The sequence below is a fragment of the Rhodococcus sp. PML026 genome (assembly GCF_000963615.1).
Lineage (GTDB): Bacteria > Actinomycetota > Actinomycetes > Mycobacteriales > Mycobacteriaceae > Rhodococcoides > Rhodococcoides fascians.
Genome location: NZ_KQ031373.1, coordinates 330,307 through 344,252, shown reverse-complemented (window position 1 = coordinate 344,252; position 13,946 = coordinate 330,307). Strand labels below are relative to the sequence as shown.

At 64.8% G+C, this 13,946-nt stretch carries 12 protein-coding genes; 4 read left to right on the top strand and 8 right to left on the bottom strand.

Annotated features, from left to right (window positions below; translation table 11 throughout):
- Positions 1 to 99: 99 nt before the first annotated feature.
- On the top strand, positions 100 to 2,475 hold the full coding sequence (locus VF34_RS12240) for an ATP-binding protein (RefSeq protein ID WP_045841476.1): 2,376 nt from the start codon (positions 100 to 102) through the stop codon (positions 2,473 to 2,475).
- A gap of 8 nt (positions 2,476 to 2,483) precedes the next feature.
- On the opposite strand, the gene VF34_RS12235 is transcribed toward VF34_RS12240, so the two are convergent.
- Both VF34_RS12235 and VF34_RS12230 read right to left on the bottom strand, forming a co-directional pair.
- Positions 2,484 to 2,870, bottom strand: coding sequence for a DUF5313 family protein (locus VF34_RS12235; RefSeq protein ID WP_032367853.1), 387 nt, complete (start codon positions 2,868 to 2,870; stop codon positions 2,484 to 2,486).
- Positions 2,867 to 3,319 (bottom strand): MarR family winged helix-turn-helix transcriptional regulator, encoded by a 453-nt coding sequence (locus VF34_RS12230; protein WP_027494667.1) that lies wholly within the window; start codon positions 3,317 to 3,319, stop codon positions 2,867 to 2,869. The genes VF34_RS12235 and VF34_RS12230 overlap by 4 nt, the downstream gene beginning before the upstream one ends.
- Before the next feature lie 210 nt (positions 3,320 to 3,529).
- Between VF34_RS12230 and VF34_RS12225 the strand changes: the two genes are divergently transcribed.
- Positions 3,530 to 4,516, top strand: a complete 987-nt coding sequence (locus VF34_RS12225; RefSeq protein ID WP_027494666.1) for an alpha/beta hydrolase — start codon at positions 3,530 to 3,532, stop codon at positions 4,514 to 4,516.
- 24 nt (positions 4,517 to 4,540) lie between these two features.
- Here VF34_RS12225 and hglS read toward each other — a convergent pair whose 3' ends face one another.
- The gene (gene hglS / locus VF34_RS12220) at positions 4,541 to 5,926 is read right to left on the bottom strand and encodes a 2-oxoadipate dioxygenase/decarboxylase (RefSeq protein WP_442970645.1); all 1,386 of its coding nucleotides are present in this window, start codon (positions 5,924 to 5,926) and stop codon (positions 4,541 to 4,543) included.
- Positions 5,927 to 6,110: 184 nt separating this feature from the next.
- Between hglS and styD the strand changes: the two genes are divergently transcribed.
- Complete coding sequence (gene styD / locus VF34_RS12215) at positions 6,111 to 7,595, top strand: phenylacetaldehyde dehydrogenase StyD (RefSeq protein ID WP_045841664.1); 1,485 nt, start codon at positions 6,111 to 6,113, stop codon at positions 7,593 to 7,595.
- Between the two features lie 40 nt (positions 7,596 to 7,635).
- Positions 7,636 to 9,165 (top strand): GMC family oxidoreductase, encoded by a 1,530-nt coding sequence (locus VF34_RS12210; RefSeq protein WP_045841475.1) that lies wholly within the window; start codon positions 7,636 to 7,638, stop codon positions 9,163 to 9,165.
- Between the two features lie 30 nt (positions 9,166 to 9,195).
- Here VF34_RS12210 and VF34_RS12205 read toward each other — a convergent pair whose 3' ends face one another.
- The 5 genes from VF34_RS12205 to paaC are packed head-to-tail and all read right to left on the bottom strand — an operon-like array spanning position 9,196 to position 13,943.
- Entirely contained in the window at positions 9,196 to 10,101 is a 906-nt protein-coding gene (locus tag VF34_RS12205; protein WP_032388036.1) for an AraC-like ligand-binding domain-containing protein, read from the bottom strand.
- A 1-nt stretch (position 10,102) separates the two neighbouring features.
- Positions 10,103 to 11,410 carry a phenylacetate--CoA ligase PaaK gene (gene paaK, locus VF34_RS12200; protein ID WP_032373521.1) on the bottom strand — a complete coding sequence of 436 codons (1,308 nt, stop codon included), beginning with the start codon at positions 11,408 to 11,410 and terminating at the stop codon, positions 10,103 to 10,105.
- 18 nt (positions 11,411 to 11,428) lie between these two features.
- Positions 11,429 to 12,523, bottom strand: coding sequence for a 1,2-phenylacetyl-CoA epoxidase subunit PaaE (paaE, locus tag VF34_RS12195; RefSeq protein WP_032373520.1), 1,095 nt, complete (start codon positions 12,521 to 12,523; stop codon positions 11,429 to 11,431).
- A complete protein-coding gene (paaD, locus tag VF34_RS12190; protein WP_032368688.1) occupies positions 12,523 to 13,020 on the bottom strand; it encodes a 1,2-phenylacetyl-CoA epoxidase subunit PaaD in 498 nt (165 codons plus the stop codon). Before paaD ends, paaE begins: the two co-directional genes overlap by 1 nt.
- Before the next feature lie 5 nt (positions 13,021 to 13,025).
- Entirely contained in the window at positions 13,026 to 13,943 is a 918-nt protein-coding gene (gene paaC / locus VF34_RS12185; protein WP_045841474.1) for a 1,2-phenylacetyl-CoA epoxidase subunit PaaC, read from the bottom strand.
- Positions 13,944 to 13,946 lie beyond the last annotated feature (3 nt).

Here is a 13,946-nt window from a genome sequence, read left to right as displayed (position 1 = left end):
AGGTGAGCGAAACGCTTGCCCACCTGGCGCTCGGATAGAATCGACGAGGAGATTGCGCCCGTCCTTGACCTACGGCCGCATGTGACTAAGGACGAGGCCATGAATTCCGCAGTACCCGATCCCGGTTCGGCCCGGCTCGACGAGCTGTTTCCCGGTGACTATGCCACCGAGGCTCGGTTTCGCGAGCTGGATTGGAGCTCCACGGAGCTGGGACCGGTGGAGCAATGGCCGTACGAATTGATCGCGGCCATCCGCACGGTCATGCCGTCGACCATCCCGATGTTGATCTGGTGGGGACCGCACCTGGTCCAGATCTTCAACCACTCGTACACCGATTTTCTCGGTGACAAGTTTCCCGCCGCCGCAGCGCAGCCGGCCAGGGACTGCTGGGCAGAGATCTGGGACGAGATCGGCGCATTGGCTCATCAGGTCGTCGACGGCGGCACTGCGGTGCACGGTGCTCGCCAACGGTTCATGATGAATCGGTACGGGTTCCTCGAAGAGACGTACTGGACGTTCTCGTACAGTCCGATTCACGGTCCCGAGCGCGCGGTCCTCGGCGTGTTCGTCGCGACGTCGGAGGTCACCCAGCAGCTCCTCGGCGAACGCCGCATGCAGGCGTTGCTGAGCCTGGGCACGCTGACGGGCAACGACACCGACGGTGCCGTGGACATCTGCCGTGCGGCAGTGGGTGTGCTCGCGGCCGAAGCGTCGGAGTTCCCCCTCGTCGCTGGTTACCTCCGCGAAGATCTGAATGCGGACGGCCCGGTGGAGTGTGTCGTGACCGGCGGCGACGCCGGGTACCAGGCTGCGACGTGGGAGTGCGCCGACATCTCTCGAGTTGCCGACGGTACGGTCGCCTGCGCGACCGTGCAGGTGGACGGCAACGTTCCGCAGGCCGTCGTCGTGCCGTTGACGATGGCCGGTCGGGTACAGCCGGTCGGGGCGCTGTTGATCGGAGTGAGCAGCCATCGGGTGATCGACGATGCCTTCACCTCGTTCTGCGTCGTCGTCGCCGAACGCCTGTCCACCGCACTGACGGCCTCGCACGCGTTCGAGATGGAGCGCAGCCGGGTGGCGGCCTTGGCCGACGCCGATGCTGCGAAGACTCGGCTGCTCGAGAACGTCGGGCACGAATTCCGCACCCCGCTGACGCTGCTGACGGGCCCGCTCGATTCGGTACGCGAGAACGCTGCTTCGGTGCTGGACGCGAACGACCGCGAATCACTCGACGTCGTTCATCGCGCGTCGATGCGGCTGCGCAGGTTGGTGGACGACCTGCTCGACATCGTCAATGCCGAGGCCGGCCGACTCGTCTCTCGACCCGAGCCGGTGAACCTCGGCTCGGTGACACGCGATTGCGCGACGATGTTCTCGGCCGTCGCGTCGGCGCAGGGGCTCGAGCTCGTCGTGGATGCGGCCGAGGACGTCGTGGTCCTGACCGACGCCGAAATGTGGTCGAAGGTCGTGTTCAACCTCGTCGCCAACGCCGTCAAGTACACCCCGGCCGGACGGGTGTCGGTTCGTCTGGTCGCGGACGAGAACACCGTTCGGCTCGTGGTCGCAGATACCGGACTGGGAATTCCGGCCGAGGACCTGCCTCGAATCTTCGACCGGTTCCACCGCGTCGAACGAGAAGGCGCGCACAGCATCGAAGGGTCCGGAATCGGGCTTGCCCTGGTGACGGACTTGCTGACCGCCTTGAACGGGCGCATCGACGTCGACAGCGACGTGGGCCGGGGGACTACCTTCACCGTGCAGGTGCCGCGGTTGCCCGCAGAAGCTGCCGCTGTCGATCGACCCGGCGCTCCGGCCGATCCGATCTCGGCGATCTTCCCCTCGATCGAGCCCGTTCCCGAGACGACCGATCGCGCCGACGTCCTGCTCGTCGAGGACAACGTCGACATGCGCAACTACCTCGCGCGCCTGCTGACCGACGAAGGGTGGTCCGTCTCGACAGCGGGGGACATCGAGACCGCTCTCGATCGTGCCCGAGCGATGCTGCCGGGTCTCGTGCTTTCCGACGTCATGCTGCCGGGGCGCAGTGGTCTGGATCTGGTGGACGACATCCGCGGCGACGCCGACTTGAGACGAGTACCGGTCATCTTGCTGACCGCTCGTGCGGGAACTGACTTTGTGCTCGACGGACTCGGACGCGGTGCCGACGATTACATCGTCAAGCCGTTCCACGACCGAGAACTCGTCGCGCGCGTTCGCGTGCACCTCGAACTGTCACGGATGCGCGAGCAGCTGATCGCGGAGAGCGGCAATCAGGCCGCGACACTGCGCACGGCGCTCGAGACCCGCGGCACGATCGGCCGAGCCGTCGGCATCCTCATGTCGGTGTACCGCATCGACGCGGACGCCGCGTTCACGCAATTGACCGAACTCTCACAGAACACCAACCGCAAGACGCGGGATCTGGCCGTCATGATCGCCGACGACTTCACCGCCGGCCTCGCCCGCGAGCACTGACCGGCCGGTCAGTGGTTGCGGCGGTAGTTCTCGCGTTCGCGTTCGAGTTCCGCCGTCTTCTTCTCGCTCTTCAGATCGGCGGGCAGTCCGTGAATCTCGAGACGACGGGCGCGGTTCTGGTCCATGTATGCGGCGGTGTAGAACAGCGCGAGCAGCAGGGCCAACAGGACCATCGAGGCACGTAACCAGATCGCGCCGGGAAAGAGCACGAAGAACCCGATGAAGATGGGCAGGAACGGGATCATCGAGCGCAGGATGTGACGCGGTGTCGCGCCGGGGCCGACGAGGTCGCGTCGAACCCAATCCTGCATGGAGTCGGGGAGTTTGCGGCCCAGGACGGCGTAGCCCAACCATTGGCCGGCGTTCGGACGGGTGCGCTGGGGTCGTGCGCTCATGTCAGTGCTCCTGCTGCGATCGCCGCGTCGTTGACGCGAGTGAGGACGCGGCGCAACTGCTCCAGTTCGTCGAGTGACGCACCGAGTCTCGCCACGACCGCGGATGGAATCTTTTCGGCCTCGGCGCGGAGAGCGGCTCCGGCGGGGGTGAGGGATACGAGCAGAATGCGCTCGTCTTCCGTGCTGCGTGTGCGAGTGAGCAGGCCCATCGATTCCAGACGCTTCAGCAGCGGGGACAGGGTGGGCGAGTCGAGTTGCAGCGCTGAGCCGATCGCTTTGACCGACATCGGCGACTCGCCCCACAAGGCCAACATCACCAGATACTGCGGATGGGTCAGGCCCATCGGTTCGAGCAACGGCCGATACACCGACAGCACAGCCCGGTTGGTGACGGCCAGGGCGAAGCAGACCTGGCGATCGAGCGCGAGTGGATCCTCGGTGGTGGTCACGATGGCCAGAGTATCAGAATTGATTAGTGCACGAATTGTTCGTGTACGACTCAAGGGACGAAAAAGGGCGGAGGTACAGGTTCGCCACCTCGATCGGGTATCGAGTCTGCGGCAGTGGTGAAAGTTTGCCCACAACGTGTTACCGGGCGCGCAATTGTGCAATGCTGCACCTCGATTCACCCTTACCGTGATAATCCCGAGAGGATCGCCATGCGTCGCCGACGCATCTCCACCACTGTCTTCGTCGCAGCGTTGTCCCTGTCGATCGCCTCGGGAGGTATCGCATCCGCCGAGCCGGCTGCCCCCTCCGCCCGCATCGTCGACACCGTCCTGACATCCGACACGCTGCGCACGCTGAAGGTCGACTCACCCGCCATGGGAGCCGTCGTCGAAGTGCAGGTGCTCACACCCGCGGCGAAAAGCGGACCGCGTCCGACGCTGTACATGCTCAGCGGCATCGGCGAAGAGGATCCGCACAACAGCATGTGGTTGCGCAAGGGGCAGGCAGCGGAGTTCTTCGCCGACAAGAACGTCAACGTCGTCCTGCCGTTGGCCGGGCCAGGAAGCTTCTACACCGACTGGCAGCGCGACGACCCGAAACTCGGCCGCTACCAGTGGGAAACGTTTCTCACCGAGGAACTGCCTCCGCTGATCGACGCGGCCGTGGACGGCAACGGCCGCAACGCGATCGCCGGCCTGTCGATGGGCGCACAATCGGCGATGATGCTCGCCGCACGTAATCCGGACGTGTACTCCGGCGTGGCGTCGTACAGCGGCTGCTTCGCGTCCGCCGAACCGTTGGGCCAGGCCAGTATTCGAGCCATCGTCGGAGCATTCGGCGGCAATGCCGACAACATGTGGGGCGGACCCTTCGATCCTGCGTGGGCCGAACATGATTCGGTGGCCAATGCCGAAAGTCTGCGCGGTACCGATGTCTACGTGTCGGTGGGAACCGGCGCTCCCGGACGTCACGAAAGCTTCGACACTGCAGCGGGATGGGACAGGGTGGTGGTCGGTGGCCTCATCGAGGTCGGGTCCAACTACTGCACACACCGACTCGCGGATCGGCTCGGCCAGTTGAACATTCCTGCAACGTTCGACTTCACCGAGACCGGAACGCACTCGTGGCCGTACTGGGTGGAGCAGCTACCGAAGAGTTGGCCGACCCTCGCCGGATCCCTCGGTATCTCGGGCTGACACTCGGTATCTCGGGCCGATTGCTCAGTGGGTCCATGGGCAGTCGAGAGGCTTCGTCAGGCCGAGGTGCTTCTCGACTCGCGCCACCGACTCGTCTCGGAGACGGCCGTAGATTCGGTACGGGTCGTGCAGGGTCCGTCCCAGAACGCTTTCCATCGCCTCCGCATCGAAGGCTGCCGCGGCTTTGTCGGAATTGCGGGTGCCGTCGGATTCGAGATTGGACCTGAAGATGCCCGCCGCCGACTTGGGCAGGAAGTCCTCGTACACGATCGGGTCGGCCGCGAGAACACCCGACCTGACCAGTTCGACGAGGCCACCGTCCCGGTCTGCAGCGGACGGGTTGGTCCCAGTGACTCGAAAGGTGAAGTAGGCGAGGTCTTCTGCCATCCACTGTGTCTCGTCGTCCGGCACCAGCGACGACCACAGTGCGGACGCGTCCTCGGGTTCCTCGGTATCGAGTCGATCCAGATACTCGTCGTAGCGACGTCGTCCGAGTGCGGTAGCTGCCGCGCCCCTGGCTTCGACCTCGCCGAACCGCACCCGTAGATGGCCGGGTTCGACGTTGCCGTTCTCGTCGAGAAACATCCGCTGCTCGTCCAGCGCTCGGAACGACGTCTGGCGCAACAACAATCCAGGACCGGACGTACGAGGAGGCCCCTGGATGGTGTCGATCATTGCCACCCCGCGCTCTCCCATACGGCGATGCAGAAGATCGATGTCCAGAACCCTCGGTGTCAGATGGTTGATGTGGGTGGAGGAGACACCACCGATGTCGGCGGCTACCGCCGAGACTGCCTCGAGCTCGCGATACCACGCTCTGTCGACAGGGTCGGTCGACAACGCGAACGCCGCCGTCGCGAGGTCCAGAAAGGTAGCGGACTCCTCCGCTGCGAGGCCGTTGTCCCTCTCGCACGTGGCTGCCAGCTCGAGCAGTAGCGGAGGGAACAGTGTTCTGCGGTCGAGGAATTCCGTCAGGCGACGGCCGAGATCCGGGTCGAAGAACCGTCGATCCGACGCCACCAGCATCGAGGTGAAGATCCGGAACGGGTTGATCGCCAGCTCGGCCGGATCGATCGGCCGGAACGCAGTCGACACCACCGGAATCGAACTCGACGCAGTGTCACGCAGATCGTAGAAACCCACCGGATACATGCCCATGGCACCGAATATCAGTGCCACCTGCGACATCTCACGTGCATTGCCGACACGAATCGCCCCGTGTCGCTCGGCGGTGACGCGATCGATGGAGCCGAAACGTTCCGCATCGGCACCGCTGGTGCGCATCGTCTCGGCATTGATCGACGCGGTGACGTCCAACAGCGTCGTGTACGCGGGAACCTCCCGCCCGTACAGAGCCGACAGACGAAGGGCGAACTGCGCTCGCAATTGCGTCGGTGTCACGTTCACCACCTCATACTGCGCCTTTCGGTGCCGGCACGGAACCCGTTCGGCTGTCTGCTGCCTTCTCGCGACTGTGCGCATCTACCGCACAATGTGTGCGCGATCACACAAGACCGGCACGTTCGCCCGGGCGCAGTCTGGAGCAGACATGCGAGAGGTGCCTGCACACGGCACCGAGAAGGAGCGAAAACACATGACCGCAGTACAGGAAACGGCCGCACCGTCGCTGCCGACCGGCACCGCCACCGAGCTCTACATCGCGGGGCAGTGGCACGGTGCATCCGACGGCGGCACCTTCACCGACTTGAACCCGACCACCGAACAGCCCCTGGCCGAGATTGCTGCGGCCACCGCGTCGGACGTCGATGCAGCGGTGCGTGCGGCCCGTGCCCAGCTCGGTGGTGAGTGGGGTGCTACCCCCGGAGCAGTCCGGGGCCAGCTGCTCAATCGGGTGGCCGATCTGATCGAGCGGGACGGTGACCTGCTCGCTCGGCTCGAAGCTCTCGACGTCGGCAAGCCGGTGGGTCAGCCCGCGATGCTCGACATCCCCAATGCTGCAGCCACTTTCCGGCACTTCGCGGGCTGGGCCGACAAGATCACCGGGAGCTCCATCCCCACTGCGGGCTACTTCGGGCAGCCGACGCACTCCTACACCGTTCGCGAACCCGTCGGCGTCATCGGCATGATCGTTCCCTGGAACACCCCGCTGATGATCGCGGCGTGGAAGCTCGCTCCTGCGCTGGCAGCCGGAAACACCGTGGTCGTCAAGCCGCCGGAGGACGCGCCGCTGTCCATCCTGCACCTGGCTCGACTGATCGACGAGGCAGGCGTACCGGCCGGAGTGGTCAATGTTGTTCCAGGACTGGGTGAAGTGACGGGTGACGCCTTGGTCGGGCATCCTGACGTCGACAAGATCAGCTTCACCGGCAGTCCTCGAGTCGGCAAGCTCATCGCGAAGAAGGCTGCCGACACGTTCAAGCGGACGACGCTCGAGCTCGGCGGCAAATCCCCACAGATCATTCTCGAGGATGCGGATCTCGACGCGGCGATCAACGGAACCGCGATGGGACTGTTCTTCAACCAGGGCCAGGTGTGTGCCGCCGGAACCCGAGTGCTGGTGCATCGCTCGCTGTACTCGCAGGTGGTGGACGGGTTGGCCGCAGCGGCCTCGGCTCAGGTGCTGGGCGATCCGTTCGATCCGTCGACGACGATGGGTGCCCTCGTCAACGCGAAGCAGCGTGACAGCGTGCTGGGGTACATACAGGCGGGACGCGACGGCGGAGCTCGAGTCGCGGCCGGTGGCGGACGTCCCGACGGTGCCGGCTATTTCGTCGAGCCGACGATCTTCGCCGATGCCGACAACGACATGAAGATCGCCCAGGAGGAGATTTTCGGACCGGTCGGAACGGTGATTTCGTTCGATACGGCCGACGAGGCGATCTCCATTGCCAACGACACCGTGTACGGGTTGGCCGCCTCGATCTGGACCCGCGACGTGTCGAGGGCGCACATACTGGCCGCGCAGGTCCGTTCCGGCGCGGTGTGGGTGAACGGCTGGGCTGCAATCGATCCCGCTCTCCCCTGGGGCGGCATGAAGTCCAGTGGCACGGGCCGAGAACTCGGGTGGGCCGGTATCGAAGCCAACACCGAAGAGAAGGTCGTCACCGTAGTTCTGTAGCCCGACTCCCTCGTGCAGCAACGAAACAGCAAGGACTGACATGCCGAAGAAATCGACCGACTACGTCGTCGTCGGAGCAGGATCAGCAGGAAGCGTCATCGCCAGGAGGCTTCTCGACGCAGGCCACACCGTCCACGTGATCGAAGCCGGTCCCGTGGACACCGATCCGGCAATCCATTCACCGCAGGGCTGGCCGACGCTGTTGGGCGGACCACAGGACTGGGGACTGTTCACCACCCCGCAGAAGCACGCCAACGATCGGCGAATCTTCTGGCCACGTGGACGCGTTCTCGGTGGCAGCTCGTCCCTCAACGGAATGATCTACGTACGTGGGCATTCCAGCGATTACGACGGGTGGGCATCGGCCAGCGGTGACGCCGGATGGTCGTGGGAGAACGTGCTGCCGCTGTTCAAGCGTTCGGAGTCACACGAGCTGGGTGCCAACGAGTTCCACGGCGGTGACGGGCCACTGCCGGTGTCCATCATGGGTACCCCGCATCCGCTGGCGGCAGCCTTCGTCGACGCGGCCGTCGAGCACGGGCACAAGCTCATCGACGACTTCAACGCCGACGAGATGGTCGGTGCCGGCTACAACCACACCACCACACGCGACGGTGAGCGGATGAGTGCCTGGAAGAGCTTCGTCGGCCCGGTGCTCGACAATCCCGACCTGACGTTGACCACCGGTGCTCTCGTGCACCGAGTGGTGCTCGAGAACGGCCGAGCGGTGGGCATCGAATACAGCCGCGGAGATGGCGAGCTGGAGCGAGCGTTCGCCGATCACGAGGTCATCCTGTGCGGCGGAGCACTCGGCTCTCCGAAGACTTTGCTGCTCAGTGGAATCGGGCCGTCCAGACATTTGGCTGAACTGGGAATCGACACCGTCGTCGACCTGCCGGGTGTGGGCGAAAACCTGCACGATCACCTGCTGCTGAGCAACATCTACGAGTCCCTCGAGCCGCTCGCGGCCGGTACGAACAACCTGCTCGAAGCGCAGCTGTACGCCCGCAGTACCGGATGGGCCGGTGCCGCACCCGATCTGCAGCCCCTGTTCATGCACATTCCCTACCCCGCCGACGGATACCCGGTGCCGGAGAACGGTTACACGATCGCACCGGGAATCGTGGCTCCGCGCTCGCGTGGCACGCTGCGATTGGCGTCCTCGGATCCTAATGAACTGCCGCTGGCGGATCCGAACATCCTGGCCGATCCGTACGACCTCGAGGCGATGGTCGACGCGGTGGAGATCTGCCGGGAGATCGGTGCCTCCGATGCCTTCGCGCCGTGGCGTAAGGCGGAGGTGGTTCCGGGACCGAGCGCCCGCACCCGTGACGACCTGCGGGCGTATGTCCGACAGACTGCCGGTACGTACCACCACCAGGTCGGCACCTGCAAGATGGGAGCCGAGTCGGACTCCGATGCCGTTGTCGGAGCGGACCTTCGGGTCCGCGGGGTCGATGGATTGCGGGTGGCAGACGCGTCGATCATGCCCACGGTGCCGTCGGGCAACACCAACGCGCCGTCCATCATGGTCGGTGAGCGGGCCTCGGATCTGATCCTCGGAAAGTAGTTCGTGGTCGGGTGAGGGCGGCGTGCGCTCTCACCCGGCGCGATACTCCCGCGGAGACATGCCGTACGTCTCCTTGAACAGCTTCGAGAAGTTCGAGGAATCGATCAAACCGTGACGTGCACAGACGGTTCCGATACTGTCTGCGGCGAAACGAGGGTCACGCAGGTCGCGGTGGCACCTCTCCAGACGCCTGGATCTGATCCAGCCGGCCACCGTGCGACCGTCCTGCTCGAAGAGCTTCTGCAAGTAGCGCGTCGAAATATGCAGATGCGCAGCGAGAGTCGCCGTGGACAGAGTCGGATCGGACAACTGAGATTCGACGAGACTCTTCGCCTCGATCAGGAGTGTGGATCCCGGCGCGTCGTGGGGAGCAGCGTCGTCGAGAGCGGCGCAGAGCAAATCGAGGACGGCGTTCTCGAGCATCGGTGTCGTCGGCAATGTGCCGTCGGCGGCGTTGCGACGCAAATTGAACAGGAACGGCGACACCAGCGCACCGACGCCGTGATCGCCCTCGATGCGACGCGCGGCAACGGTCGTCAAGTCACGGGAATCGATGCGGAGCGCGTCGCGTGGAAACATCACCACGAACATCTCGAAGTCCCCGGCGAAGTGCAGATCGTAAGGGGCACTGGTGTCGTAGACCGCGAAGTCGCCAGGATGGAGCACGGCCTCGCGCTCGTTCTGGACGATCGTGCCGCACCCCGTCAGTTGCAGACCCACCTTGATCAATCCGGGGTCGGACCGCCGGATGGTCGCGCGTGTGCGCCTGACGTCGACCTCCCGGCCGGTCACCTCGCTCAGTTGCAGCGCCCCGAGCGTCGACGACACCAGCGTGCCCTGGAACGACGACGGCCCGGTGGACACAGCGTCGAGCGGCACGAACGCCGTCGAGACGTTCTCGCGCCATTGCTCGAAATCCTGTGCCACCGGGCTCATGTCATACGGTCGGACGGTTGTCGATCAGACGGCGGGCTTTACCGATGGAACGCTCGAGGGCTGCCGGTGCGACGACGTCGACCGCGACGCTGACGCCGATCCGGTCCTTGACCAGCTTCTTCAGCGTCGCGGCTGCTGTTACATGAGTGTCGAGCGCGGCATCGGGTCGGGCTTCGACGAGGACGGTCAGTGAGTCCATGCGTCCGGCACGCTCGAGCACGCACTGGAACTGCGGTGCCAGAACGGGAACCGTCAGGATCAGCTCCTCGATCTGCGTCGGGAAGAGATTGACTCCGCGCAGAATGATCATGTCGTCGGTGCGGCCGGTGACCTTCTGCATCCGACGCATCGTGCGAGCCGTGCCCGGCAACAGTCGCGTCAGATCGCGGGTGCGGTAGCGGATGATCGGCATCGCTTCCTTGGACAAGGACGTGAACACCAATTCACCCTCCTCGCCGTCGGGCAGAACCTCGCCGGTCACCGGGTCGATGACCTCCGGGTAGAAATGATCCTCCCAGATGTGGAGTCCGTCCTTGGTTTCGACGCATTCCATCGCGACGCCCGGTCCCATGACCTCGGACAGGCCGTAGATGTCGACGGCGTCCATGTCGAGAGTCTTCTCGATCTCCTTGCGCATCTCCTCGGTCCAGGGCTCCGCGCCGAAGACGCCCGTCTTCAGCGAGGTCTTCGCCGGATCGATGCCCTTCTTGACCATCGCGTCGACGATCGTGAGCATGTACGACGGCGTGACCATGATGGCGTCGGGCTCGAAGTCCTCGATGAGCTGGATCTGACGATCGGTCATGCCTCCGGACATCGGAATCACGGTGCAGCCCAGTCGTTCTGCGCCGTAGTGCGCGCCGAGTCCGCCCGTGAAGAGACCGTAGCCGTAGGCCACGTGCACCTTGTCCGAGGGCTTGACGCCACCGGCGCGGAGGCTGCGCGCGATGAGGTCGGCCCAGTTGCTGATGTCGTTCGCGGTGTATCCGACGACGGTGGGACGGCCGGTGGTGCCCGAGGATGCATGGATGCGTGAGACCTTGTCCTGCGGCACCGCGAACATGCCGAACGGGTAGTTCTCCCGCAGGTCCTTCTTGGCGGTGAACGGGAACTTCGCCAGATCCGACAGGTCTTTCAGATCGGTCGGATGCACCCCGGCGTCGTCGAATGCTTTCGTGTAGTGCGGAACGTTGTCGTACGCGTGCTGCAGCGACCATCGCAGGCGCTCCAGCTGCAGCGTGGAAATGCGGTCCCGAGAGGCGAACTCGATGTCGGGGGTATCGGTGGGGGCGGACAGCACACTGGTCATGATCGGTCTCTCGTGGTCTCAGGCGTCGAAGTCGACGGTGACGGTGTCGCTGAGTGGGAAGGTTTGGCAGGTGAGCACGAAGCCGGCATCGACCTCGTTGTCTTCCAATGCATAGTTACGACGCATGTCGACCTCTCCGAAGGTCACCTTCGCGCGGCAGGTGCCGCACACTCCGCCCTTGCATGCGAAGGGGAGGTCCGATCGCAGCTGCTCGGCCGAATCGAGAATCGACTCGTCCTGCGGCAAAGCGCCTTTCACCTCGCGGCCATCGAGGATGATCGTGACCTCACTGCTGGGGCCGGTGATACCGGGCTCGCGGTGCTGCTCCTGCGGCGGCGGTACGTCGTCGACGTAGAACAGTTCGTGGTGAATGCTGCTCTTCGCGACGCCGAGTTCCTTCAGAACGTACTGGGCATCGTTCACCATCCCGAACGGACCGCACAACCAGAAGTGGTCGATGTCCGGGGTTGCGACGACGGTGTCGAGTATCTCGCGTAGCCGGCCGGCATCGAGCCTGCCGCTGAACAATTCGACTTCCCGTGGCTCGCGAGACAGCACGTGAATGACGTCGAATCGACTGCCGTACTGATCCTTCAGGTCGGCGATCTCCTCGGCGAACATCACCGTTCGCGTCCGTCGATTGCCGTACAGCAGAACCACTTCGGAGTCGGGATTCGCCAGAACGGACGCCGCAATCGACAACATCGGGGTGATACCGGAACCGGCGGCGATGAGCACGTGCCTGCCGGCCTGGGCCGGATCGGCGTGAAAGGTGCCGCTCGGGCCCTGCACGTCGATGTGGTCGCCTGCTTTGACGTCGTGAACGAGCCAGGAGGAGAACAGACCGTCGGACACCTCGCGGACACCGACGCGGGGACGCGCACCGGCCGGGGCGCAGATGGAGTAGGAGCGGCGGTGCTCGACGCCGTCGACGGTGCGGCTGAGCATCAGTGACTGGCCCGGGCGAAAGTCGAACTCTTCGCGCAATTCTTCCGGGACGTCGAACGTGACAGCAACGGCGTCGTCGCAGAGGGGTTCCACGTCGGCAACGGTCAGTGAATGAAAAGGTTTGTTGCGCAGATTCTTCTGAACAGGCTCGGCGGTGACGGTCATCAGATTTCCTTCACGTGGTCGAAGGGCTCGAGGCAGTCGTCGCACCGGTACTGGGCTTTGCAGAGGGTGGCGCCGAACTCGGACGTGAGCCGGGTGTTGCGCGAGCTGCACTGCGGGCAGGTGAGCTGACGGGGTTTGACGGTCAAGGTCAGCGGCACCGGGCCGGATGTACGTTCCGGGGCCGGACCCGGAGTGGAGTAGCCGGTCTCGCGCAGCTTGCGCAGGCCCTCCTCGGAGATCCAGTCGGTACTCCATGCCGGCGTCAGGCTTGTGACGATCTCGACATCCGCGTAGCCGTGGTCCTGAAGCTTGTGAGCGATGTCGTCCCGCATCGTCGCCATGGCGGGGCAGCCGGAGTACGTCGGAGTGATGGTGACGAGCACGCTGCCGTTCTCGCGTACCTCGACGTCGCGCAGGACGCCGAGGTCGTCGAGGGTGAGCAGCGGCATCTCCGGATCCATGACGGTAGCTGCGATGTCGCGAGCGGAGAGTTCCATCGTGGTCACCAGACTCCCTCCGGATGTGCCCTCGCCACGACCTGCATCTCGGCGATCAACGGGCCGAAGGCCTCGGTGTGGATGCCGCGACGACCACCGCGGCCGCCGATGGTGCCCACGGACTTGTCCTCGGGCGCTTCGAGTTCTGCGGCGTGAAGGACCTGTGCGAGAACCGAATCGAACTCCTCGCGGACGTCACGGGGATCGACGGCGACACCGACTTTCGCGAGTGCGATCTCCTCGTCCGTCGGAATGAACAGTTCCGAGACGTACGGCCAGATCCGGGCCACGGCGTCGCGGACGCGTCGCTTCGATTCGTCCGTGCCGCAGCCCAGGGTGACGACCCAGCGTGCCGCGTAATCGCGGTGGTACGTCAGCTCTTTGACGCCCTTGTTCGCAACTGCGGCAAGAACGGGATCACGGGATTCCTGCAGGCGAGTGAAGACGGCGAGCCGCCACGTCGAAAACACGAGGAGCCGAACCAGCGATTTCGCGAAGTCGCCGTTGTCGAGCTCGGTGAGTCTGACGTTGCGGAAGTCGGCCTCGTCGCGAAAGAACGCCAGCGCATCCTCGGCGGGTGCGGGCGAGGTGTTCGAGATGAACGGCACCACCGTCGGATCGGCTTTGGCGGCGCGGGCCAGTAGCAGCCGGGCCTGGCCGAGGAGGTCGAGGCCGACGTTCGCCAGCGCCACCTCTTCTTCCAGTTCCGGTGCGCGAGTGCTCCACTCGGCGAGACGCTGCGAGCTGATCAGCGCGTCGTCGCCGAGCATGAGGCAGTATGCGGCAAGCGAGTTCAGGTCGACGTCGTCGGGAACGGTGGTGTCGACTCCGGCGAGTGGGTCGTCGAAGCTCGTCCCGAATGCCCACTGCCCGTGCGAGTCCTCGTCGACGAGGCCCTCGTAGGCGCTGTCGTGATCGGTCATGAG